General features: G+C 66.4%; 19 protein-coding genes. 4 read left to right on the top strand and 15 right to left on the bottom strand.

The annotated features are described in order from the left end of the window. Window positions 1-2,360, bottom strand: a 2,360-nt coding sequence (locus tag VFQ05_05800; GenBank protein ID HET9326263.1) for a DUF5916 domain-containing protein, incomplete at its 3' end; no start/stop codon positions are given. A gap of 404 nt (window positions 2,361-2,764) precedes the next feature. Between VFQ05_05800 and VFQ05_05805 the strand changes: the two genes are divergently transcribed. Further along, window positions 2,765-4,258, top strand: a complete 1,494-nt coding sequence (locus tag VFQ05_05805) for a radical SAM protein (GenBank protein HET9326264.1) — start codon at window positions 2,765-2,767, stop codon at window positions 4,256-4,258. Window positions 4,259-4,262: 4 nt separating this feature from the next. Here the strand turns inward: VFQ05_05805 and VFQ05_05810 are convergent, their stop codons facing one another. The 5 genes from VFQ05_05810 to VFQ05_05830 form a co-directional block, all read right to left on the bottom strand. Further along, window positions 4,263-4,940, bottom strand: coding sequence for an O-methyltransferase (locus tag VFQ05_05810; protein HET9326265.1), 678 nt, complete (start codon window positions 4,938-4,940; stop codon window positions 4,263-4,265). Continuing rightward, a complete protein-coding gene (locus VFQ05_05815; protein HET9326266.1) occupies window positions 4,937-6,688 on the bottom strand; it encodes a UbiD family decarboxylase in 1,752 nt (583 codons plus the stop codon). The genes VFQ05_05810 and VFQ05_05815 overlap by 4 nt, the downstream gene beginning before the upstream one ends. 75 nt (window positions 6,689-6,763) lie before the next feature. Beyond that, window positions 6,764-7,591, bottom strand: coding sequence for a hypothetical protein (locus VFQ05_05820; GenBank protein ID HET9326267.1), 828 nt, complete (start codon window positions 7,589-7,591; stop codon window positions 6,764-6,766). A 160-nt stretch (window positions 7,592-7,751) separates the two neighbouring features. Further along, complete coding sequence (locus VFQ05_05825) at window positions 7,752-8,306, bottom strand: UbiX family flavin prenyltransferase (protein HET9326268.1); 555 nt, start codon at window positions 8,304-8,306, stop codon at window positions 7,752-7,754. Next, a complete protein-coding gene (locus tag VFQ05_05830; protein ID HET9326269.1) occupies window positions 8,306-9,211 on the bottom strand; it encodes a 4-hydroxybenzoate octaprenyltransferase in 906 nt (301 codons plus the stop codon). Before VFQ05_05830 ends, VFQ05_05825 begins: the two co-directional genes overlap by 1 nt. Window positions 9,212-9,460: 249 nt before the next feature. Between VFQ05_05830 and VFQ05_05835 the strand changes: the two genes are divergently transcribed. The 3 genes from VFQ05_05835 (at window position 9,461) to tnpA (ending at window position 12,962) form a co-directional block, all read left to right on the top strand. Continuing rightward, window positions 9,461-11,422 carry a TonB-dependent receptor gene (locus tag VFQ05_05835; protein ID HET9326270.1) on the top strand — a complete coding sequence of 654 codons (1,962 nt, stop codon included), beginning with the start codon at window positions 9,461-9,463 and terminating at the stop codon, window positions 11,420-11,422. A gap of 392 nt (window positions 11,423-11,814) precedes the next feature. Beyond that, window positions 11,815-12,402, top strand: a complete 588-nt coding sequence (lexA, locus tag VFQ05_05840; protein ID HET9326271.1) for a transcriptional repressor LexA — start codon at window positions 11,815-11,817, stop codon at window positions 12,400-12,402. A gap of 101 nt (window positions 12,403-12,503) precedes the next feature. Beyond that, window positions 12,504-12,962: an IS200/IS605 family transposase gene (gene tnpA / locus VFQ05_05845; GenBank protein HET9326272.1), complete on the top strand. Its 459-nt coding sequence runs from the start codon at window positions 12,504-12,506 to the stop codon at window positions 12,960-12,962. A 51-nt stretch (window positions 12,963-13,013) separates the two neighbouring features. Here tnpA and VFQ05_05850 read toward each other — a convergent pair whose 3' ends face one another. The 9 genes from VFQ05_05850 to VFQ05_05890 all read right to left on the bottom strand — a co-directional run bounded on the left by VFQ05_05850 (window position 13,014) and on the right by VFQ05_05890 (window position 22,824). Continuing rightward, entirely contained in the window at window positions 13,014-13,949 is a 936-nt protein-coding gene (locus VFQ05_05850) for a DMT family transporter (GenBank protein ID HET9326273.1), read from the bottom strand. A gap of 1 nt (window position 13,950) precedes the next feature. Then, entirely contained in the window at window positions 13,951-15,012 is a 1,062-nt protein-coding gene (locus VFQ05_05855; protein ID HET9326274.1) for a PDZ domain-containing protein, read from the bottom strand. A gap of 322 nt (window positions 15,013-15,334) precedes the next feature. Beyond that, the gene (locus tag VFQ05_05860) at window positions 15,335-15,754 is read right to left on the bottom strand and encodes a polymer-forming cytoskeletal protein (protein HET9326275.1); all 420 of its coding nucleotides are present in this window, start codon (window positions 15,752-15,754) and stop codon (window positions 15,335-15,337) included. A 23-nt stretch (window positions 15,755-15,777) separates the two neighbouring features. Continuing rightward, complete coding sequence (locus tag VFQ05_05865) at window positions 15,778-16,632, bottom strand: ParB/RepB/Spo0J family partition protein (protein ID HET9326276.1); 855 nt, start codon at window positions 16,630-16,632, stop codon at window positions 15,778-15,780. Beyond that, the gene (locus VFQ05_05870) at window positions 16,625-17,386 is read right to left on the bottom strand and encodes an AAA family ATPase (protein HET9326277.1); all 762 of its coding nucleotides are present in this window, start codon (window positions 17,384-17,386) and stop codon (window positions 16,625-16,627) included. The genes VFQ05_05865 and VFQ05_05870 overlap by 8 nt, the downstream gene beginning before the upstream one ends. Before the next feature lie 139 nt (window positions 17,387-17,525). Next, entirely contained in the window at window positions 17,526-18,149 is a 624-nt protein-coding gene (gene rsmG, locus VFQ05_05875; protein ID HET9326278.1) for a 16S rRNA (guanine(527)-N(7))-methyltransferase RsmG, read from the bottom strand. A gap of 314 nt (window positions 18,150-18,463) precedes the next feature. Continuing rightward, window positions 18,464-20,203 carry a tRNA uridine-5-carboxymethylaminomethyl(34) synthesis enzyme MnmG gene (mnmG, locus tag VFQ05_05880; protein HET9326279.1) on the bottom strand — a complete coding sequence of 580 codons (1,740 nt, stop codon included), beginning with the start codon at window positions 20,201-20,203 and terminating at the stop codon, window positions 18,464-18,466. 1 nt (window position 20,204) lies between these two features. Further along, window positions 20,205-21,602 carry a tRNA uridine-5-carboxymethylaminomethyl(34) synthesis GTPase MnmE gene (mnmE, locus tag VFQ05_05885; GenBank protein ID HET9326280.1) on the bottom strand — a complete coding sequence of 466 codons (1,398 nt, stop codon included), beginning with the start codon at window positions 21,600-21,602 and terminating at the stop codon, window positions 20,205-20,207. A gap of 64 nt (window positions 21,603-21,666) precedes the next feature. Next, on the bottom strand, window positions 21,667-22,824 hold the full coding sequence (locus VFQ05_05890; protein ID HET9326281.1) for a Jag N-terminal domain-containing protein: 1,158 nt from the start codon (window positions 22,822-22,824) through the stop codon (window positions 21,667-21,669). Between the last annotated feature and the right edge of the window lie 139 nt (window positions 22,825-22,963).

Consider the following 22,963-nt stretch of genomic DNA (forward strand, 5'->3'; position numbering starts at 1 on the left):
TCGAACTCGTAGCTCCTGGGCCTGGCCAGCGACTTGTAGCTCGTGTACTGGCCGGTCGAGATCAGCGGCTGCAGATAGGTGAGCAGGCTGATGCGCGGCGTGAACGCCCAATTGAGGCGAATGGTGGCCGAGATGGTCTTCTGCTCCAGGTGCGCGAACACGTAGCGGCGTCCGTAGGTCTCGGTCGCGGTCGGGTCCTCGACCTGCCTGACGTACTGGGCGTCCTCGACCACCCTCTCGAAGAGCGGACCGACGCTCAGCAGGACGTTCGAGACCGGCTTGAGCTCGATACCCGGATTGACCCAGTAGTTCCACGAACCGTTGTCGGGCTGCATGTACATCCCGGTGTCGAGCCACCAGAAGAACTTGGATTTGCCATCGGTGTCGAAGTAGGTCCCCAGCTGGTAGCCGGGCTTGTTGATCATGAGCGGACCGCCACGGGTGCGGCGCGCGCTGATGCTCTGCGGGTTGTACGCGGCGTTGTAGCTCCAGCTGTAGTTGTTCTGGAACTCGGTGGTGCCGGCGAGATAACCGCCGCCCCAGGTGCGGGTGCCGGAGAAGTCGAAGCTCGAGAACACCGCACCGAGAACGTCCTGGTACTTGGTGTACTTGGTGGGCTCCGTCCACTTGTAGCCTCCGCCGACGTGGTAGTTGGCGAGGTCCGCATACGACATGAAACCGACGTCGTTCACGTCGAACTTGGGACTCAGGAACCCCACTGCGGCGTTCACGAACGTGTTGCCCTTCTGCTTGTTGAGCCAGTAACGGCTCGCGAATCCGGTCAGCGACGTGGCGGTCGTATCGACGCCGAGGTGATCCACGTCAGGGCGCTGGAAGTAGTGGGTCGAGCTCCGTTGCAGCGCGGTCATGCGTGACTCGTTGCCGCGAACGTGCGACATCACGGTGTAGCCCGAGATCACCCAGGTCTGGTTCTTGTCGAGGAACCACCAGCCATCCATGCCGCCGAAGAATGATTCGCTGTTGAGCTGGTCCCGCAGGTCCCGGTCCTCGAACGAGCGCACCGCGCCGTTGGCCATGAAACCGAGTCCCTGCTGGCGGTTCTTGAATTCCTTCTGGCTGCGCACCACGCCGTAGTACGTCAGCGGCTCGATCTCCGACTCGGACTCGAAACCCGTGTCGTAGAGCCTGGCGTGCTCGCGAGCGGTGAACGCATGCATGGTGCCGAAGTTCCACGTCGGAGCGATCTTCCCGGTGAGCTTTCCGGCGCCGAGGATGGTGGTGCCGAGCGGCGCATCGGTGAACTCCGCCGAAGGCACGTCGCCCTGGGGCCCCCTCCCCACGCGGCGGCTGTAGAAGAAGGTCGGCTCGGGCCAGTTGAAGCCCCAGTAGCTGTCGGCGCCCTCGTTACCGAAGCGGAACACCTGGGCGTTCTCGACGAAGAACGGACGCTTCTCCTGGAAGAACGACTCGACGTCGCTCAGGTTGACCACCGCGGGGTCGATCTCGACCTGGCCGAAGTCTGGATTGACCGTGGCGTTCAGGGTGAGCTTGCTGCCCACGCCCATGCGCACGTCCACGCCGCCGTCCGCGGTGAGCCGCGAACCGTCGTTGAAGGGATCGCCCGGGTCGGTCACGAGGTACTCACCCTTGCTCGTCGCATACGGGATCACCTCGATCGCGCTCTTGGGCCTAATCCCCGACATGCCCACGAGGTCCGGGAAACGGGAAACGAAGCCGCTCTCCTTCTTCGGCAGGTAGACGACGAAGTCCTCTTCGCTGCGGCGCTGGATCACGCGGCGGAAGTTCATGCCCCAGCGCTCGCCGCTCGTGAAACGCATTTGCGAGTAGGGGATCCGCATCTCGCACGTCCAGCCCTTCTCGTCGACACGCGCTTTCCCTTCCCAGACGCCGTCCCAGGAAGGGTCCTCCCAGCCGTCGTTGTAGAGCGAGCCGTCGAAGAGCGTCCCGGCGGCGTTGACCAGGAAGTAATAGCCGCTGCGGCGATCGAGATAAGGATCGACGTAGACGCCGAACCGATCGGCCGGAATCGAGAAGTCGCGCCGCGTGAGACGGGCCAGGATCGAATCCGGCGCCGTGTCGTGCATGCGCGCGCCGATGTAGACGGCGTTGTCGTCGTACGCGACTCGCACCTCGGTGGGCAGGGTCGCCGCCGCGCCTTCGTGGGGGTCGCGCTGCTTGAAGTCGGTGACGGCGTTGCCGTTCTGCCAGACGAGCTCGTCGAGCTTGCCGTCCACGGTGACCGCCGCATCGAGACGCGCGGCGGTGATGGTCGGCCGCGCGGTGGTGGTGGTCGGCCGCGCGACCGTGATGGTGTCAGCAAGAGCCGCGAAGGGGACCGCGAGCAGGGCGATCCCTAGGAACAGGGGGAACGATCTCATCTTCAGTACCCGCGATAGAGAGGAGAATCGAAGGCCGCATCGACCGAGACGCTTACGGCTCACCAGAGCCGCTGGTTGCGAGCGGTCCGTCCTAGATCGGCCGCGGCTACCGGGCGAGCCCGCATGTCCACTGATGCATGGGACGGGCTCGACCGGCGGAAGGTTGGGAGAGCGCCACCCGGACCGCCAGCATCGTGACGACGAGCGTAGGCATTGGGCCGACGAGCGGACATGACGACAGCGGTCGTCACCCAGGCCCGGGACCACCCGGGTCCATTTCTGGCCCACTCCTGGCGGCCAAATGAGGGTTCCACGATTCAGACCGGCCATGGACCTTGCCGACGGCAGCGTCTCGGCAGATACTTTGTTCAACAAAGTGCTTTGAACCAATGGAGGAGTGCCGAATGTTCCACCCACGAGCGATGCGAGAGCCGCCGGAGCTTCCCAAGGGCCTCGGACCACGGCCGGTGCTGCATCACCACGCGCTGCTGCTGAATCCCTTCTACCCCAAGGATCCGCACGCCAGCTTCGGCAAGCACGTGCTCACGCCCACGCTGGCGCTCACCAGCATCGCGGCCACCACGCCGGCGGACTGGACGGTGCGCTACTGGGACGAGAACCTCCTCCAGGGTCCGCCTCCGACCGACCCGGTCCCCCAGGTGGTGGGCATCAGCGTCCACCTGACGTTCGCGGAGCGCGCCTTCGAGCTCGCCGACTTCTACCGCTCACTCGGCTCGCGGGTCGTGCTTGGCGGATTGCACGTGGTCTCGTGTCCGGAGGAATGCGCGCCTCACGCCGACGCGCTCGCCGTCGGCGAAGGCGTCCAGATCTGGCCCGAGATCCTGCGCGATGCGGACGGGGCTCTGCGGCCACGCTACGAGGGCAGCTACCGCCGGCCTTACGCCGACCATCCACTGCCTCGGCGCGAGCTGCTCCCGCGGCGCGACTTCCTCACCACCACGAGTGTCATCGCCACCCGCGGCTGTCACAGTCGCTGCGGCTTCTGTTACTTGTCGACCCAGGGCCTCCACCTGCCCTACCAGCTGCGGGATCCGGAAGAGATCGCGCGAGAGATTCGCGCTGACGGCCAGCCCTACGCCGTCTTCGTCGACAACAATCTCGGCTCGCGCCCCGAGTACCTGGCACGGCTGTGCCGTGAGCTACGCAAGACCGAGCGCATCTGGAGCGCGGCGGTATCGATCGACGTCACCGACCATCCCGAGGTCGTGCGGCAGATGGCGCTCGCCGGCTGCACCGGCGTGTTCGTGGGATTCGAATCGCTGCAGCCGATGAACATCGTGGACCAGCGCAAGAAGAGCCCGAGCCCCGCCGACTACGCGCGCCGAGTCGCGCTCCTCCACGACCACGGCATCCAGGTGAACGGCAGCTTCGTGCTCGGATTCGATCACGATCGCCCGGATGTGTTCCAGCGCACCGTCGAGTGGGTCGAGTCGAACCGGCTCGAGTGCGCCACCTTCCACATCCTCACGCCCTATCCCGGCACGCCCCTCTTCCGGCAGCTCGAGGCGGAGGACCGCTTGCTCCACCGCAATTGGAGCCTGTACGACACGTCGCACGTGGTGTTCCGGCCGCGGCACATGACGCCCGAGCAGCTCGCGGCAGGCTACTCATGGTGCTACCGGCGTCTGTTCTCGCACACGTCGATCTGGCGCCGGCGTCCACGCCAGGCCGACGCGGTGCTGCCGTACCTGGCGATGTCCTACTTGTACAAGCGATCGAACCGGCTGTGGGCGTTTCTCATTCGCCATCGCCTGACCCACACGGTTTGGGGCCCGCTCGTGGAGTGGACGCGGCGGCGGCATCTCCGGTTCCGCGCGCGCCTCGCGGCGCGCAGCCAGAGCAGCCCCGCGGCCCAGGTGGTGACGGCGGGAGTCTGAGGGTTCAGCGTGGAGCTTCGGTGACGAGCGCGATCGCCAGACCATCGTGCTCCTTGACGCCCACGGTCTGGATCGCGGTGGCGGCCACCCGGGTCTCGGCGGCCAGGCGCTGGAAGAAGCGCCGCATGCCCAGCACCATGTCGTCATTGGATTCCGGGTTCGCGACCTCGCCCTTCCGCACGACGTTGTCCACCACGATCAAACTGCCGCGCCGTGAAAGGCGCAGCGCCCATTCGAAGTATTCGGTCGTGCTCTGCTTGTCGGCGTCGATGAACGTGAGATCGAACGGCGGAAGTTTCTCCTTTTCGATCCCCGGCAGCAGGTCGAGCGCCTTGCCGACGCGCACCTCGACCCGATCGTCGAGCCCGGCACGCGACAGGTTCCTGCGCGCGACGTCGGCGTGCTTCGCCTCGTACTCGAGCGTGATCAGCCGGCCGTCCTTTTCGAGCGCCCGCCCCATCCAGATCGTGCTGTAACCGGCGAGCGTGCCGATCTCGAGGATCCTTCGCGCGCCGATGGCGCGCGCCAGCATGTGCAGCAGCTTTCCCTGGTTCGGCGCCACCTGGATCTCGGGCAAGCCGGCGGCTCGGCTGTCTTCGAGCGCCGCTTCCAGCACCGGATCGTCGCCGATGAGCAGCTCGTTGAGATACCCATCGACCTTGTTCCACAGGTCCTGAGTCATTGGCCATTCCTCCCCCACCACTGGTCGACGCGCGACACCACGTCCGGCGGACTCGCCACCGCTTCCGGATATCCCTGCTTCCACGTGGCGTCGATGCCGAGCGGCCCCCGGCAGGTGAGCCACGCGCCACGAGTCTCGGTGCGCGCCGGAATCACGTCACGGGCGCAGTCGAAGCGCGTGAACACGCCCCACAGAAGGAGCTCGCGATCCATGAGCGGCACGTCGGCGCTGACCGCGACCACCATCTTGAGCGCCGCATACTCGGCGCGGGCCGTGAGCCGCTCGATCACGCCGCGGCCTTCTCCACGCACCTGCACGATCAGGATGCCGCCGCGCACCAGCCGGTGCTCGAGCACGTCGGGCTCGAAGCCGCGCGGGTCGGCCACCTGGGCCAGCGGCGGCGCCGGCGCACGGCCGGGCTTGGTCTGGGCGTCGAGCACCATCTTGCTGCCGAGATTCATGGTGTATGAGGTGAAATCGAGGGTATCGAGCGGCACCCCCGGAATGAGCAGGAAGTCTTCCGAAGGGTCGAAGTGCCGCGCCACCGCCTCGAACACGGCGCCCCGGTCTCGAGGGTTCACCTCGGCGTCCACCAGCACGATCATCTTGGTGAGCGAGAGCTGGCCCGTACCCATCAAACCCAGCGCCGTCTTCCTGGCTTCCTTCGCGAAGCGATTCTCCACCGAGACCGCGAGCAGGTTGTGAAAGCCGGCCTCGAAGTAGGCCCACAGGTCGACGATCTCCGGATGGATCACCTTGAGCACGCCGGTGAAGAACTCCTGCACCGCTTCCCCCATGAACTTGTCTTCCTGCGGCGGCTTCCCCACGACGCTCGCCTGATAGATCGGGCGTTCGCGACGGGACACCGCCTTGAGGTGGAAGACCGGGAAAGGGGCGGCGTGCGAGTAGTGCCCGAAGTGATCGCCGAAGGGCCCCTCCATCCTGCGTTCGGCCGGCGGCACGACGCCTTCCAGCACGAACTCCGCGTCGGCCAGGACCGGTATGCCGATTCGACGGCCGCGCGTCAGCCGTGTGGACGCGCCGCGCAGGAACCCCGCGAAGGCCAGCTCATCGATGCCTTCCGGCAATGGCGATATGGCCGAGAGCAGCGTTGCCGGATCCGCGCCGACGGCGACGGAGACCTCGAGCGGCAGCCCGCGCTTCTCCGCCTCGTGGTAGTGGAAGCCTCCGCCCTTGCCGATCTGCCAATGCATGCCGGTGGTCGTGCTGTCGTAGACGTGCATGCGATAGATGCCGAGATTCCGGACGTGTGTGACCGGATGCTGGGTGGAGACCAGGCCGAAGGTGACGAACCGCCCTCCGTCCTTGGGCCACAGCTGGAGATTGGGCAGGAGGCCGAGGTCCGCCGGCAGCTCCTGGCGCGATCCCTCCACCGAGCGGGGTCGCATCGCCAGCACTCGTCCCGCGGAGCCGCGCAGATTCCACAGATCCGAGAGCCGCCGCGGAGGAACCGCGTGCAGGATCTCCTCCAGCTCGCCGCCGACCGCACGCGGCGTGCGGCCGAGCGCCCATTCGATGCGCCGCTCCGCGGCCAGCACGTTGACGGCGAGGGGGAAGCGCGCGCCGCGCACCCTCTCGAACAGGAGCGCGGGACCTTCGGTGCGCGCCTCTCGGCAGGCGATCTCGGTGACTTCGTACGCCCAGTCGACCTCGCGCGTGACCCTCTTCAGATCACCGCGAGACTCGAGGTGGGATAGGAACTCCGACAGCGTGCGGAATCCGGCCATGGCGGCCGCAGGCTAAAGAAGGGGAAGCAGAAAAGCGAACCGCCCGCCGATCGAGACCGGCGGGCGGCGAGCGCATCACGCGCCGGATCCGGCTCGGGTGATCTGATTGGTGGCCAGATTCCAGTAGTAGTAGTAGCGGCCGTCGACGTTGATCACGGCGGAGCCCGTCGCATTGAAGGTCACGACGATGGTGGCCTGGAAGTGGGCTTCCACATCCAGACGGTTGTTGCTGCGCAGACGGTCGGCCGACACCACGATCGTCACCCGGCCGCCGATCGGCGCGGGATACCCGATCTGGATCAGGCTCTTGAGGAAACGGACGTTGTCGATGGTCGTGCCGCTGGTCCAGTGGAAGTAGCGCGTGCGCGTGCCGTCGTAGGAGCGGAAACGATTCTCGAGCGTGTCCGCGCAGCCGCCGTCGAACTTCAGCGTGTCTTGCCCAGCCTGGATGCCGTGCACGTCGATGCTGGAGGAATGAGCGACGGTCGCGGTGTCACGCGGCCCCTCATAGGTTCCGTAGGCGCGCGAGGTCCAGCGCAGCCAGGTCGCGGTGGGGCCATAGTCCACGAGCGGATCGTCGTTCTCGTCATAGAAGGTGCGGCTCGCTTCGAACGTGACGCCACCCTGTACGAAGCTCGTATCCCATAGCGCGCGAGCAGGACGGGCGATGCCTCCCGGCGTCGGCGTGACACGCGCGGCCGAGCTCGGGGTGCTCCCGACGGCCACCTGCATTTCGGCGCCCACCACGCCCATGCTGGTCACCGTCTGAATGGCGAAGTCGTCCGCCGTGCCTTGATTCAGGGAGCTGTTGTTGGGGTTGGTCGAGTTGTCGCCCCCACAGCCGTGGACCGAAAGGGCGAAGATCAGGAGCACGGCCATCCGTGCGATCAGGGACGATCTCATGCGGGGACCCTCCAATCGTGCGCTTGGGGACACGCGTGAAGGGCAACCGGCGTGCCACGGGAGCATCTCCAAATTCCACCGGACACGCCCAGGCTTCCGGCCACCAACGCCAGGAAAACGCCCGGCATGGTCCCGCGGCGAATGCGTTTTTACCGGGCGCTCACTCCAGATCGTCCTCACGCCAGCCCTGGCCCGCGTCCTCGCCGAGGAGTCCCAGCACCTTGTCGGAGAAGCCAGAGACCAGATCCTCGAGCGAGGCGGGCTTTCGATACCAGGGCGGCGCGATCGGCATGATCACCACGCCTTCCCGCGAGAGCTCGAGCGCGTTGCGCAACGCCAGCGTCGACAGCGGCGTCTCGCGGACGCACAGGACGATCCGCATGCGCTCCTTCATCGCCACCTGCGCGGCACGGGTGATGAGCGTGTCGGCAATTCCCGCCGCGATCTTGGCCATGGTCGACACGCTGCACGGGATCACCACCAGTGCGTCGTAGCGGTTGGATCCGGAGGAGAAGGGAGCCGCCAGGTCGGAGTCGGCGAACATCTTCTTCACGTGCGGCTCGAGGTCCGAAGGCTTGAGCCCGGTCTCGTCGTGGAGCACCTTGCGCGCCCAGTCGGAGAGCACCAGATACTTCTCGCCCGGGCAGCGCTTCACGAAGTCCACTCCGTACGCACTGCCCGAAGCGCCGGTCATCGCGATCAGATAACGCGCCATCAGAAGCCGCCGCAGCGGGCTCGCGCCGCGAGCACCATGGCCAGCACGGCGACGCCGACCCACACGTTCACCTTGAAGAAGGCGAGATTCACGTTCTCGGCCCAGCGCTGCTCGAGGAAGAGCAGCACGCCCGCAAGAACCAGCGCGCCCCAGGCGGCCCACGGCGTGCCGGGACAGACGTGGATGGCTTGCAGCGCGCCGAGCGCGGCGGCGAGCGCGATGAAGGCGAGCGCGTGGAGCACTGCAGAGATCCGCAGCGCTCGCACGCGGCCGAGCCATTCGACCATCGAACGCACCCGATGAGCGCGGTCGAAGCTTTCGTCCAGCGTGGCGTAGATGATGTCGAAACCCGAGACCCAGAAGAGCGCGAAGAGCGCGAGCCAGAGCGCCGGCTGTGGCGAGGCGAGCTCGGGATGCGCCGCGGCGAATCCCGCGAGCGGCGCCAACGCCAGCGCGGCGCCGACACCGAAGTGGCAGAGCGGCGTGAAGCGCTTGAGGAAGGGATAGATCGTGAATGCCGCGAGCGGCACCCACGACACTCTCACGTACCAAGGTCCGAGCACGGCGCATGCGACCAGATAGACCGCCACGCTCCCGCCGAGCAGCGCCCACGCCTCGATCATCGTCATGCGCCCGGCAGGCAGCTCGCGCGAGGCGGTGCGCGGATTGATGGCATCGAGGCGCTTGTCCACCAGGCGGTTGATCGCCATCGCGGCGGTCCGCGCGCCCACGGCCGCGACGCCGATCCATATCCACCTCCGCCACGCCATCGCCGGTCCGGGCGCGCTGAAGATCCCGGCCAGGATGAGCGGCAGCGAGAACAGGGTGTGCTCGAAGCGCACGAACGAGGCGTACGTGCGCAGTCGCTCGAGGGGAGCGTCGGTAGCGGCGGAGGCGGTGGCCATGGGCGGAGGCGCTCAGCGACGTTGCTGGCTGAAGCGGCGGGCTAGCGTAGCCCACCCGTGCGGCACCACCAAGACGTTCGCGACGAACTTGACCCGATCAGAGCGCCCCTCCATCATGCCCGATCTCGCAAGCCGTCCAGACTGGCGAAACCCACTTCCAGAGACCTGCTCCTGCTCACCGAGCTCCTCTTCCTCGCCGCCGCCAGCGCTGCCCCTCTCGGTGGAACCGCGGACACCGCGGTCGTGCAGATGCCGGAAGTCGTCGTGACCGGCACCCGCGTCCCCGAATCGGCCCTGCTGGCGCCCTCGGCCATCACGGTGGTGGGCAAGGAGCAGTTCGAGGCCACCCGGCAGCTCGGCGTTCGTGACGCCTTGTCGATGATCCCCGGAGTGTTCTCGCAGAGCCGCGCCGGCGCTCCGGACGTCCGCATCACCATCCGTGGCTTCGGCGCCCGCGGCAACGGCGAGCGCTCGAACGTGGGCAACATGCGCGGCATCCGTTTCATGAGCGACGACATCCCGATCACCGAGCCCGATGGGCGAACGTCGCTCGACCTGGTCGACCTGGCCGTCGTCGATCGCATCGAGGTCGCGCGCAGCAACTCCTCCACGCTCTACGGCAACGCCTCGGGTGGCGTGGTGCACTTGCGCACCGACTTTGGATTCCAGTCGCCCTACGCCGAGTTCCGCCAGCGCGCCGGGAGCTTCGGCTACCACCGCGAGCAGGTCGCCACGGGGTTCACCATCGGCTCGAGCCGAGGCGTGGTCACATTGCTCAATTCGACCTTCGATGGCTGGCGCGAGCACAGCAGCAGCACCGCGCTGCTCGGCCAGGCGCGCATGCAGTTTCCTCTCGATACCGCCACCCGGCTGGGCGTGAGCCTCGATGGCACGCATACCTTGAATCGTTTCCCCGGCGCTCTCACGAGCGCGGACCTCGAGGCCGATCCGCAGCAAGCCGATTCGGATTACGTCGCGCGTGACGAACGCCGCGATCACACGGTCGGTCGTGTGGCGCTCTCGCTGGATCGCTCGATGGGTGAGTCGCAGGATGTGCGGCTCTCCGCCTGGGTCGAGCCCAAGCTGCTTCACCGCTCGGAGCGAAACCGCTTCCGCGACTTCACGCGGTACCACGTCGGAGGCACCGCGACCTACAACGCCCGCTGGCAGATGGGAAGCACGAAGGCCAACACGCTGGTCGGCGCCGACGAGGCCTACCAGGACGGCTCGATCCTCTTCTACGACGTCGTGAACGGCAGCCGCGGAGATCAGCTGATCCAGAACAAGCGGGAAGCCGCGAACAGCGCCGGGATCTTCGCCCAGCAGGGCTTCGACATCGGGCGTTGGTCCTTGCGCGTCAGTGGACGCTACGACGCCGTTCGCTTTGTGAGTGATGACTTCATCGACCCATCGTTCAATGCGAGCAAGACGTTCGAGCACGTCACACCCAAAGGATCGGTGTCCTACGGGTTCGATCGCCACACGCTGTACGCCGCGCTGGGCGGCGGGGTCGAGGCTCCTGCCTTCAACGAAATCGATCCGCCGCCGCCTTATGACACCCTCACCGGCCTGAATCCGTTCCTCGAGCCCATGACCTCCACGACCTTCGAGGCGGGCGCCAAGGGCAAGCTGGTCTCTTCCTCGCGGTGGGGATCGCTCGACTACGACGTCGCGCTCTACTGGATCGACGTGAAGAACGAGATCGTTCCCTTCGACGGAGGGGCGTACTTCCTGTCCGCCGGAAAATCCCATCGTGAAGGACTGGAGACGGGCCTCGACTGGCGCCCCGTCCAACGACTGAGCTGGCGAGCCGCGGCGGCTTTCACGCGCAATGAGTACGACGAATACACCAACGACTTTGGCGACTTCTCGGGCAACAAGGTTCCCGGGCTGCCCGACGTCAATGTTTCGACTGCGCTGCGCTATGCGTTGGGTGGCGGCCTCTGGGCCGAAGCCCAGGTGGAGCACGTGGGCGCCTACTTCGCGGACGACGCCAACACGGCGGAGGCCGACGCCTACACGGTCTTTGGCGGTTCCGTCGGCATGGAGCGAACGCTGGGAACCATTCCGGTTCGTCTCTTCGTGTCCGGACAGAATCTCACCGACGAGGACTACGTCGCTTCGGTGTTCATCAACGGTGTCAACGACGAGTACTACGAGCCGGGGCTTCCCGCTTCGTGGTCCGCCGGTCTCACGCTGCGCTGGCCCTGAGGACTCGACCGACAAGGCAGCGGGGTGGATCCCTTTGGCCAACCGGCCCCCGATAGCGATCAGCCTCCAGAACCCGACCGCCGCTCCTTGTCTTGTCGTGCTGCAAGGTCTTGCGACCTCGGTCGCGAGTCATCGCAACCCGCGGACCAGCGACGAGACCGGCGCACGAAAGAGACAAGACACGTGCAATCAACGAGTCGCGAGAATGGTTCTGGCCGAGGTCGGGTGGCGGACGGCCGCGGGGTGTCAACGTCGTGGTCCCTGCCGTCTACTTCGCGTCGTCGACCGCACTGCTCTCGGTCGCGGAAAATTGTCTTGACCGGCTGCACGAGTGTGCACTACATTCACGACGTGCCAGGTCCCGCGAGGGCCTTCAATCCAAGGAGCACTCGATGCTGAACGAGCGCGCGCGAGCGATTCTCAACTACATCCGCACATTCCAGCGCGACAAGGGATATCCACCCACGATCCGCGAGATCGGCGAAGCATTCGAGATCGCGTCGACCAACGGCGTTCGCTACCACCTCAACATCCTCGAGAAGGAGGGGTACCTCAGCCGGAAGAGCAAGATCTCGCGTGGGACCACTTCCGTCGTCGATGGAATCCCCGTGCTCGGACGCGTTGCCGCCGGCCAGCCGATCCTCGCCGAAGAGAGCTACGAGGGAACGCTCGAACCCGGCACGCTGTTCGGCAACACCAACGGCTTGTTCGCGCTGCGAGTGCGCGGCGACAGCATGAACGGCGCGGGCATCATGCCCAACGATTACGTCATCGTTCGGCATCAGGAGAACGCCAACCCCGGCGACATGGTGGTCGCACTGATCGGCGATGAGGCCACGGTGAAGTACTACAGACCTCAGGGCGACAAGATCGAGCTGGTCGCCGCCAATCCCGCGTACGAGCCCATCGAAGTGACGCAAGGGGCTGATTTCAAATTGCTTGGCGTGGTCCGAGGAGTGATTCGCACCGTCGGGAGTTGATGGACATCGAAAGCAGTGACCGGCGGGAGCTTCGAACTCCCGCCTTTTCGAGAAGCAGGTTTGCACATCCGTTCATTCGTCCCCGGAGGAGGTGGGTGGTCGTGAACTCGAAAGTGGCTCCCCCGATCAACGAGGCCCTGCACGAACGTTGGGAGCCCGTCTATCGCAGTCGTCTTCACTATCTCGTCACCTGGAGCACTCGTGGTCGCCGGCCCATCCTCAAGGAGCGGCACGCCCGAAAGGTGCACGAGCTGGTCGCCAAGGTCTGCGATGACCGCGGATTCGAGCTGCTCGACGTTGCCGTAGGACAGGACCACGTGCACGCGCTGTTCGGTCTCAAACCATCCCAGAGCGTCGCGACCGCGGTGCGAGAGATCAAGAGCCGCACCGGCCTGGCACTCATGTCGGATCATCCGGAGCTTCGTGTCTGGCTCGGCGGCAATTTGCTGTGGGACGAGCGTTACGCGGTCGAGACGGTGAGCCCGATTCGTCTCGAGCACGTGCAACGGAAGCTCCGGCACCTGCACGGACCGCCGGAGACACTCGCCGAAGCGGGCTGAGAAGCGCAGGGGATCCAGGTAGAGCACCGTCGCAACCAGGCCATGGTGTTCTCAAACCCTTTCGGCGGCCAGCACCGCTGGCTCCGGCGCCCGGATCGTCGACAACAACGTCGCGATCAGGACCAGTGCGGCGCCGGCGAGCTGCATGGGTCGCAGGATCTCGCCCAGGAAGATGGCCGCGGTCAGGACGGCGACCACCGGCTCGATCGTGGCGATCACTCCTGCTTCCTCGGCCCGAAGCCGGCGCAAGCCCCCGTAGAAGAGCGCGAACGGGAGCAGTGTCGATCCGACTCCGATGGCCAGGAACATCAGCCACACACTCGTGCCATAGCCCGCGGCCGCGATCTTCCACGGAGGAGTCACGAACGCCCATAGCACGCCGGCGATCGCGAACGTGTAGAGGAGCACGGCGGATGGATCGTGGCGAGCGAGTCCGCGCTTCGAGAACAGGATGTAGAACGTGAAAGCAAAGGCCGAGGCGAAACCGATGGCCCAGTCGAAGACGCTGGCTCCGAGCGCTGATGGATCCACACCGCCCACCAGCAGCGCCGTGCCGGCGAACGCCGCCGCGACGGCGGCCAGCGTCCGGGGGCTCGGCCGGCGCCCGCGCAGCATCTCGTACACGACGATCAGCGCGGGAGCGAGATACTGGAGAAGGATGGACACGCCGACTCCCAGGCGCGAAATGCTGTAGTAGTAAGTCCCCTGCACTGCTGCGACTCCGAAGATTCCGAGGATGAGCAGATAGCCCAGCTCGCTTCGCTCCACGCGCAGGGCTGCTCGGTTTCGCCACAACATCCAGGGAAGCAACAGCGAGCACGCGATGACCAGTCGCAGCTCCACCACCGTGAGCGCTGGGATCTTGTGATCCCGAAACATGAACCTCGCCAAAGTCGCGGAAGTGCCCCACAGCACGGCGGCGCCGAGCACCATCCATCGGCCGGTCGCGAAGGAGGACCGGAGGGAAGGCACGGGCTGAGTGGCCATGTCAGAGGAGCTGGCGGCGACGCAACCGGTGATTCTTCTCGACCCCACCGTGACGCACCGTCAGCTCGATCTCCGTTCCGGCCGGGCCTTCGAAGAGGTTGCCGACTTCCACCCAGTTCATTGAAGTGAGCGTCTTGCCGTCGACCGCGGTGATTTCGTCGCCTGGTTTGATCCCGGCCTGCGCGGCCGGAGAACCTTCGACGACCGCGGCGACGCGCACCATGCCACGGTCGCGCTCGAGCTGCAGGCCGACGTGTGAATGCTCGTATGGCCGTGGGTCGCGGAAATCAGGATCCGGATCGAGCCACAGAACCCGGTGAGGGTAGTCGACCGCCACCCGGAAACGCTGGAGGAACGAGTATCCAAGGAGCCCATGGATCGGTTCTCCGGCGAGCTTGGCCAGCTCGGCGGCAATCGGGTTCCTCAACAGAGCGACCTCCGTCTGCGACGTGGATGCCGTTCCCGATGTGCCCTGGACTTCGATCCGCTTGACGCGGCTCAGTCGGGCGGTGCTGGTGGCGAGCAGCGTCGGGGCCGCGAGCCCCTTCAGGGCCGGGCTCCACTTGGCGACGTTGATCTTCGGGTCCATCAGATCCTCGAAGAGCGTCGATTTGGACGCCCCGGTGTCGAGTACCAGGTTGAGCCAAGGTGTCGTCTGGCCCCCCTGATGAGGTGTCACGCGGCTACGAAGCATGATCTTGCCGTCCGTCGTCATCCGGAACCGACAGGGCACCGCAGCGGTCGAAAGAGCCGCCTCGAGAATGCGGCGCGATGCGGCAACAGCCAGTGCATCGCTTTGCTCTACATCAACACCCGCAGGAATGAGCACGACACGCCGAGCTGCGTAGTCGATCCAGAGAATGCGATCACGGATCACCGCATATCCGATCAGGCCCAGCACGATATGATCGGTCACCCGATTGAGTAGCCCCGCGTCGAAGACAGCGACCGGCGATAGCTGATCCGCCTGCAGCTTTCCGATCTCCAGTCGCGGGAGAGCGCGGGTCGCAAAGTCGACCGCTCGCGCGGGGACACTGTCGAGCACGCCGAGCCGCACCGCCACTCGAGCATCGAGCGCGATGAAGCCCGCCCCAGTGTCGAGCGCCAGCCAGCCGGTGGTGTCGGCGCCGCTCTCAGGAACGGGACGCGACTCGCTGCGCTCGGGTCCGATCGGACGTCCCGTGAGACGGGCGCGGATCAGGATGATGCCTTCGACGTTCTCGAAAGCGAGGGTGTCGGTGCCCTCGGGCCAGGATACTGGGGTCGTACCGGGAGGGGCGGAGCCCGAGGGCATTGCGACCGCGAGGAGAACGGCAGCAACCGCCAAGGGGAGCGCCACGCGAGTCGAGACTGCTCGCAGAGTCCCCCGCGCGTGTGCCTCGGTGTTATTCGCGGGCGAACTCCCGGACCCTGGAAACCTCGGTGTTGACCGATACGGCATCCGGACCATTTTCTAGCATTGTGCAGCGGCCGTTGAAGAAGACTCCTGGCTCCATGACCACGCTGGCGGCGGCGACGTCACCCTCGACGTGAGCACCGGCACGAAGCTCGACGATTCCGAGCGCGCGGATGCTGCCGTATACCTTGCCGTGGACATCCGCTGACTTCACCTCGATGTCCGAGCGCATCACTCCGTGCTCACCGATCTCGAGGCGCTCGCAGTTCAAGACATCCCCATCAAACTCGCCGTCGATCCTCAGCGTTCCGGACACCATGAGCGTTCCGCGAAAGCTCGATCCCACTCCGATCACGGTATTGGGCGGCGCAGGGGCGGATTCACTTGGGCGAGACCTGAACTTCATCATGGGCTTCCTCCCAATCGGGCCTGTTAGAGGACGGCCCACGCCTCGAGTAGCCGCTCCAGATCCTCACGACCGTAATACTCGAACTCCACTTTCCCGCCCTTGCGTCCGGCGCGAATCGTGACCTTGGTGGAGAAGCGCTGCTGAAGCTTGTTCTCCAGCTCCGCAAGATCGGCGGCGCGAGCGCGCGGGCGGCTGTGCTTGCGCCGCAACTTGCGGTTGATGAGCGCTTCCGTGCGACGCACCGAGAAGCCCTTCGAGTGAATATAGCGCGCGGTCGCGAGCTGCTCACCGGATGAGTCCAGGCTGAGAAGCGCGCGGGCATGACCTGCGCTCAATGTTCCACGTGAAACCATCTCCTGGATCTCGGCCGGAAGAGCAAGGAGCCGCAGCGCGTTGGTCACGACTGAGCGATGCTTTCCGACCCGTTGGGAGATCTGCTCGTGTGTCATGGTCAGCCGGGTCGCGAGCGAGTGGTACCCCTTCGCTTCGTCGATGGGGTTGAGATCTTCTCGCTGGACGTTCTCGACCAGAGCCAGCTCGAGCATCTCTCGGTCGTCGACCTCCTTCACCAGGGCGGGGATCTGATCCACGCCCGCCAATTGCGCGGCGCGCAGCCTTCGCTCTCCGGCCACGAGCTGGAAACCATCGTTATCCGCCCGGCGTCGAACCAGGATCGGTTGCAGCACTCCGGTCGCGAGAATCGAATCCGCCAGCTCACGCAGTGCGCCTTCATCGAAACGCGTGCGGGGCTGGAACGGATTGGGCTCCACCTGGTCGATCGGGATCTCTCTGACGCCAACACGCGGCGCTTCCATCGTGCTTGCGCCACTCGAAGGAATGAGCGCTTCCAATCCCTTTCCGAGCGCTTTTCTATGCATGCTCAATCACCTCCCGCGCCAATTCTCGATAGCTTTCGGCGCCTGAACTGTGTGGGTCGTAGAGAACGATCGGCTTCCCAAACGAAGGCGCCTCGCTCAACCGGACGTTCCGGGGGATCATCGTCTTGTAGACCCTCTCCGCGAAAAACTTGCGTGCCTCGTCGGCGACCTGCGACGAGAGGTTGAGACGTGCGTCGTACATCGTGAGCAGAACGCCCTCGATCCTGAGGCCAGGATTCAGGTGGTCCTGGACCAGACGGATGGCGGAGAGGAGCGACGTCAGCCCCTCGAGCGCGAGGTATTCGCACTGAAGTGGGATCAACACGGAATCCGCCGCAGTGAGCGCATTGACGGTGAGGATTCCAAGCGAAGGCTGACAATCGAGGATGATGTAATCGTACTTCTCGCGCAGTGGGGCGAGAGCCGTCTTGAGGCGGCTTTCCCTCGCCATCATTCCGACGAGCTCGATCTCGGCGCCCGACAGGCGCTGGGCGGAGGGCAGAAGATCCAGGCTCGATAACGCGGTCGGCACCACGCAGTCGGTCGCCTCCGCCGTGCCGATCATCAGCTCGTAGATCGACCGTCCCTGGGAGTTGCCGTTGATCCCAAGCCCGCTGGTTCCGTTGGCCTGCGGGTCCAGATCGATCAGGAGAACGTGCCGGCTTTCCTGCGCCAGGCACGCGCTGAGATTGATCGCCGTCGTCGTCTTGCCTACGCCACCCTTCTGGCTGGCGATCGCGATAACTCGAGCCATTCCCTTGCTCGGGGGGGCGGACTTCCTGCCCACCATGATGGAGAGGACTGAGGCTGCGGCTTGGGTCGCAACCTAGCAGGATGACTCGCGGCTTACAACCCCAAGAGTTTCACGTGGAACAGCGTCGGGCGAACTCATTTTATTCTTTGTTACGAAGAAACTTGAGGACCTCGACATTGGGGTCGGCAAGCGCTCGATTCTCGACAAACGTCCAATGCTGCTCCCAAGATCGGTCCTTTTCGATCTCGGACCGCCAACGGCTGCCCTTCCACAGGAACGCGGATCCACCCCCGATGAGCAGACTGGAAGCGTGATCAAGGGTTTCGGTCAAATTGCCAGCTGCTCTGGCGGTGAATCCGTCGAATCGTCCACCCTCCCGGGCAATCGATTCCAGGCGGGCGTTCAAGACCGCCATTTCCATCCCTATCGTCATGGACTCGAGCGTCTTCCGAAGAAACAGGGTCTTGATCCTCCGACTTTCCACCAGCGTCCACCGCGCTCCGACTCCGACGATGGCCAAAGGAATCGCTGGAAACCCCGCTCCAGAGCCAAAATCAACCCAGTCCCTCGATCCGCTCTCGTGGAGCCAATCCACGTGCTCGATGGATTCGACCAGATGTCGCTCCACGATCCTGCCTTCGTCGTTCTTCGACATCAGGTTGGAAACGCTACGGTTCCAGGCGATGACGCGCGCGCAGAACTCGCGCAGCGACGGAAGGCATCGCCCGGCGTCGAGTTCCTTTCGGGTCAGCAGGTCCCGCACGCGGTTCCAGTCCTGACGGTCGAGCAGTCGCTGGATGGCGGCCGGCGACGCGTCACGCGGACGCTTGCGCGGGAACGACGGGCGGCGCGCCGTGGGCGCCGAGGGACGGGCGCCGGGCGCTCCGCTTCGTGATCGCTTCGCGCCGGAAGCCTTCCCGGAGCGAGGACCAAAGCGTTTCTTTCGCGGAGCGCGCACCGCGGCACTCTAGCAGGAAGCTTCAAGCGTGCCCGGAGCGACAGGGTCTGCGGTGAAGGACCGTCCGCAGGCGGCCCTTCGAACACGATTGCAGCGAGGGCCGCGACGAGCGCGATCGACTAGGGCACAGTAGCCATCGCTCGACGCACCAGCACCATCAGCACCGCGACATCGGCCGGGGAGACGCCGGCGATCCGCCCGGCCTGCCCGATCGTCGCGGGGCGCCAGCGACGCAGCTTCTCGATGGCCTCGTGCGAGATCCCCGCGAGCGTGCCGTCCCAGAGCCGCTCGGGGATCTGCTTCTGCTCGAGCAACGCCGTGCGCTCGGCAAGCCGCGCCTGGCGCTCGATGTAACCGCGATAGCGCGCGCGGGTCTCGAGACATTCGCTCCATTCGCTCGGCATGTCGACCGACACGCTCACCGCACGCCTGCGACGCTCGGCGGCCTCGATCGCCGCGTACTTCGCGCGCACCTGGTCCACCTGCTCGCGATCGAGCAGCCCCAGCTCGAAGCCCAGTTCGGCCAGACGCTCGTCGGCGTTGTCGGTGCGCAGCAGCAACCGATGCTCCGCCGCGGACGTGAACATCCGGTAGGGCTCGCGGTGCTCGCGCGTCACCAGGTCGTCGATCAGGACTCCCATGTACGCCTGGTCGCGGCGCAGGACGACGGGATCCTCGTGGCGCACCTGCCGCGCGGCGTTGATGCCCGCGACCCAGCCTTGCGCGGCGGCCTCTTCGTATCCCGACGTGCCGCAGATCTGTCCGGCGAGGAAGAGCCCGGGTGTCGATTTCACCTCGAGCGTCGGGCGGAGCTGATGCGGCAGCACGAAGTCGTACTCCACCGCGTAACCCGGCCGGATCATCTCCGCGGACTCGAGCCCGAGCATGGTGCGCACGAACTCGAGCTGCACCTCGGCCGGCATGCTCGACGAAACACCGTTGACGTAGATCTCGGGAACCTCGCGACCTTCCGGCTCCAGGAAGACGTGATGCGAGAGCCGCTCGGGAAACTTCACCACCTTGTCCTCGAGCGACGGGCAGTAGCGCGGACCCTGGCCTTTGATCTCACCGGAATAGAGCGGGGAGCGGTGAAGGTTGCGCCGGATGACCTCGTGCGTGCGCTCGTTGGTGCGCGTGAGATGACAATTCACCTGCTCGACGTCCAGAGCGCAGGTCCAGTGAGAGAAGGGAACCGGTGGATCGTCACCCGCCTGAGGCTCCAGCGCGCTCCAGTCGATCGAGTCGCGATGAAGGCGTGGCGGCGTCCCGGTCTTCAGCCGGCCGCGCTCCAGACCGAGCTCGGCGAGGCACTCGCTCAGGGCCCGCGCCGCATGCTCGCCGATGCGACCGCCTTCGATCTTCTGTTCTCCGATGTGAATGAGTCCGTTGAGAAACGTGCCGGGAGTGATCACGGCCGACGCGCAGCCGAGCGTGCGCCCGTCGTCGAGCTCGATCGCCGCCACGCGACCACGCTCGAGGCGCACGTGGTTCGCCACGCCCGCCACGCGATCGATCCCGGCCACGCGCATCAGCAGGTCCGCCATCTCGTCGCTGTAGGCGGCCTTGTCGCACTGGGCCCGGGGCGAGCGCACGGCCGGTCCCCGCCCGCGGTTCAGGATCTTGAACTGGATTCCAGCCCGGTCCGTCACCCGGCCCATCACGCCGCCGAGCGCGTCCAGCTCGCGCACCATGTGGCCTTTCGCGATTCCGCCCACGGCCGGGTTGCACGACATCTTCGCCGTGTCCTCGAGCTTCACGGTGACCAGCGCGGTCGAGAGCCCCAGCCGCGCGCACACGACCGCGGCCTCGCAGCCGGCGTGTCCCGCGCCGACCACCACGACGTCGTAATCGCGCGTCACGTCACTTTCCCACGCAGAAGCGGCTGAAGATCCGATCCAGCAGGTCTTCGCCGACGCCCTTGCCCGTGACTTCGCCGATCGCGGCCAGCGCTTCGTGGAGCTCGAGCGCGACGATCTCTCCCGGCTCTTCCGCGGCCGCGGCGGTCGCCGCGCGGCGCAACGACGCCTGAGCGCGCTCCAGCGCTTCGGCATGCCGTGGGTGCGTGACCGGAGCGTCGACCTCCGAAGCAGGAGCCCCGAGGCGTGAGGCCAGCGCGGAGCGAAGCTGCTCGAGTCCATCGCCTCGCGTCGCGGAGACCGGGACGATCGGCGACTCGTCCATGAGCAGCGCGGACATCTCGGCCACCGCCACTCGCGTCTCCTGGTCCGACTTGTTGAGCGCCGTGATCACCTTGCGGCCGCGGAGTCGCTCGGCCATCTGCCGGTCGGCCGCCTCGAGCGTCCGCGAGCCATCCACCACCCACATCACCACCTGGCCTTCGTCGAGCGCGCGCTCGGCGAGGCCCACGCCGATCGCCTCCACCGGGTCGCTGGTCTCGCGAAGGCCGGCGGTGTCGGACAGCGTCACGCGGACGCCCGCGAGCTCGATGGCCTCGCTGACCCGGTCGCGCGTGGTGCCGGGGACGGACGTGACGATCGCGCGTTCCTCGCCGAGCAGCGCGTTGAAGAGCGAGGACTTGCCGACGTTCGGCCGGCCCACCAGCGGCACCCGGGCGCCTTCGCGGATCGCCCGTCCATAAGGCGCGCTCGAGAGCAACGCGGTCAGATCGCGATCGACCTCCGCGATGGCAAGGACGACGTGGCCCGGGACCTCGATTCCGCCCACGTCTTCTGCGAAATCCACGCGCGCTTCCACTTCAGCCACCGCGTCGGCGAGTCGCTCGGCCAGCCGTTCGAGACGCTCGCGCAGATCGCCCGCGAGCTGCATCAACGCCAGATCGTGCGCGCGCTCGCTGGCGGCGTGAATGAGATCAGCGACCGCCTCGGCCTGCGTGAGGTCGATGCGGCCGTGAAGGAACGCGCGCAGCGTGAACTCGCCGGGCGCCGCCAGCCGCGCGCCCGCGGCGATCAGCGCGCCGAGGATGCGCCGCGCCGACCGGTCACCGCCATGGCACGAGAGCTCCACCACGTCCTCGCGCGTGTACGAGCGCGGCGCGCGGAACAATGAGGCCACGACTTCATCCAGCCTTCGGGGCTTCGCGGGCGGTGGATCGTGCTCCGGCCATACCGCCCAGCCATGATGCAGCGTGTGCGTGGCCGCTCCCGACAGCCTGCCGCGCCCGCGGAAGACGCGGTCGGCGACCGCCACAGCGCCGCGCCCGCTCACGCGCACCACGGCCAGCCCCGAAGCACCCGCGGCGGTCGCGATCGCGGCGATCGTATCGTCGGTGGAAAGCATGAGCCTCAAACGAAGCGCCGGCCCCCGGAAGCGAGGCCGGCGCGTGCACCGCAACCCGCCGGGCCTATTCCTCCGGTTTCTGTCCTTCGCCGGGGCCCGCCGGTGAGATCGCGACTTTCTTGATGAGCCCGTCCCCGAGACCGAACGTCCTGACACGGGTGTCGTCACGCAGCGCCACGTGCACCACGCGCCGCTCCTGGGCATTGAGATACTCGGTGAGCTTCTCTGCGTCTTCCGCCACGGCCTCGTCGGCCAGCCGGCGCGCCATGTCGCGCAGCTCGTTCTCCCGCTGAGCCCAGAAGTCGTTGATCTCGAGCTGTAAGTGATAGCGAGAAGTTCCGCCGCGATTCAGCATCCGGTTGAGCAGGTGCTGGATCGACTGGCGAACTTCGCCCTTCTCGCCGGTGATGAGCTCGCTGTCCTGGCCGATCTCCGCCTTCACTTCGACTGAATCGCCTTCCGCCTGGGCGGTGACCTGGGCCTCGAACCCCATGGCGCGGAATAGATCCTCGGCCAGACGCTTGCCCGTGGCCGCCAGCTCCTCGGCCGGCAGCATGGAGCCGTTGCCGGTGTTCGCACGGTTGCCGTCGCCCTGGCTCACCTCGACTCCCTGCGCATGCGGAGCGCGCGGGGCGCCCTCACGCGGACGGTCGTCGCCATTCCGGCGAGGGCGGCGTCTGCGCCGGCGTCCACCAGGACCGCCGGCGTCGTCGCGCCGCATTTCGTCGGCCGCCGCCGGCTCTTCGCGACGTCCGCCGCCTTGCGCGACCCGCTCGACCTGTGGCTCGCGAGAGCGCTCGCCTCCGCTACGGCCGCCGCGCTCGGATCTTCCCCCGCGCTCGCTTCGGGCCCCGCTGCGGCCTTCGCGCTCACCACGAGGTCTGCGATCTCCGCGATCGCCGCCGCGCTCACCGCGCTCCGAGCGCTCGCCGCGATCTCCACGCTCGCCACGGTCGCGACCGCCCCGCTCCGAGCTTCGACCCCCGCGACCACGATCCCGGTCGCCGCCACCCCGCCGCTCCGGCCGCTCCACCAGCTCGCGGCGCGGGCGCGGCATCATGCGCACTCTGTAAGGGCGAGAGCCGATTCCGAGGAATCCGCTCGAGCCTTCCTCCATCACCTGAATCATCACCTCGGCACGCGAGAGTCCGAGGGCTTCGAGCCCTTTCCTCACCGCGTCATCGAGGGTCTTGCCTTCGAAGATGACCCCCTTCGATTCCATCGAAACCTCTTCCTCCAATCGTTGCGCACCCGGAAGCGACAATCGTAGGCGTGTCCGCGATGCGCGCTGGCGACCTGTGGTTCGGGCCCCATCCCGGCGGCTTCACGCCGGCCGCCGTGGCCCTGGCTTGGCGAACTAG

The organism is Candidatus Eisenbacteria bacterium, from assembly GCA_035712145.1.
Taxonomy (GTDB): domain Bacteria; phylum Eisenbacteria; class RBG-16-71-46; order RBG-16-71-46; family RBG-16-71-46; genus DASTBI01.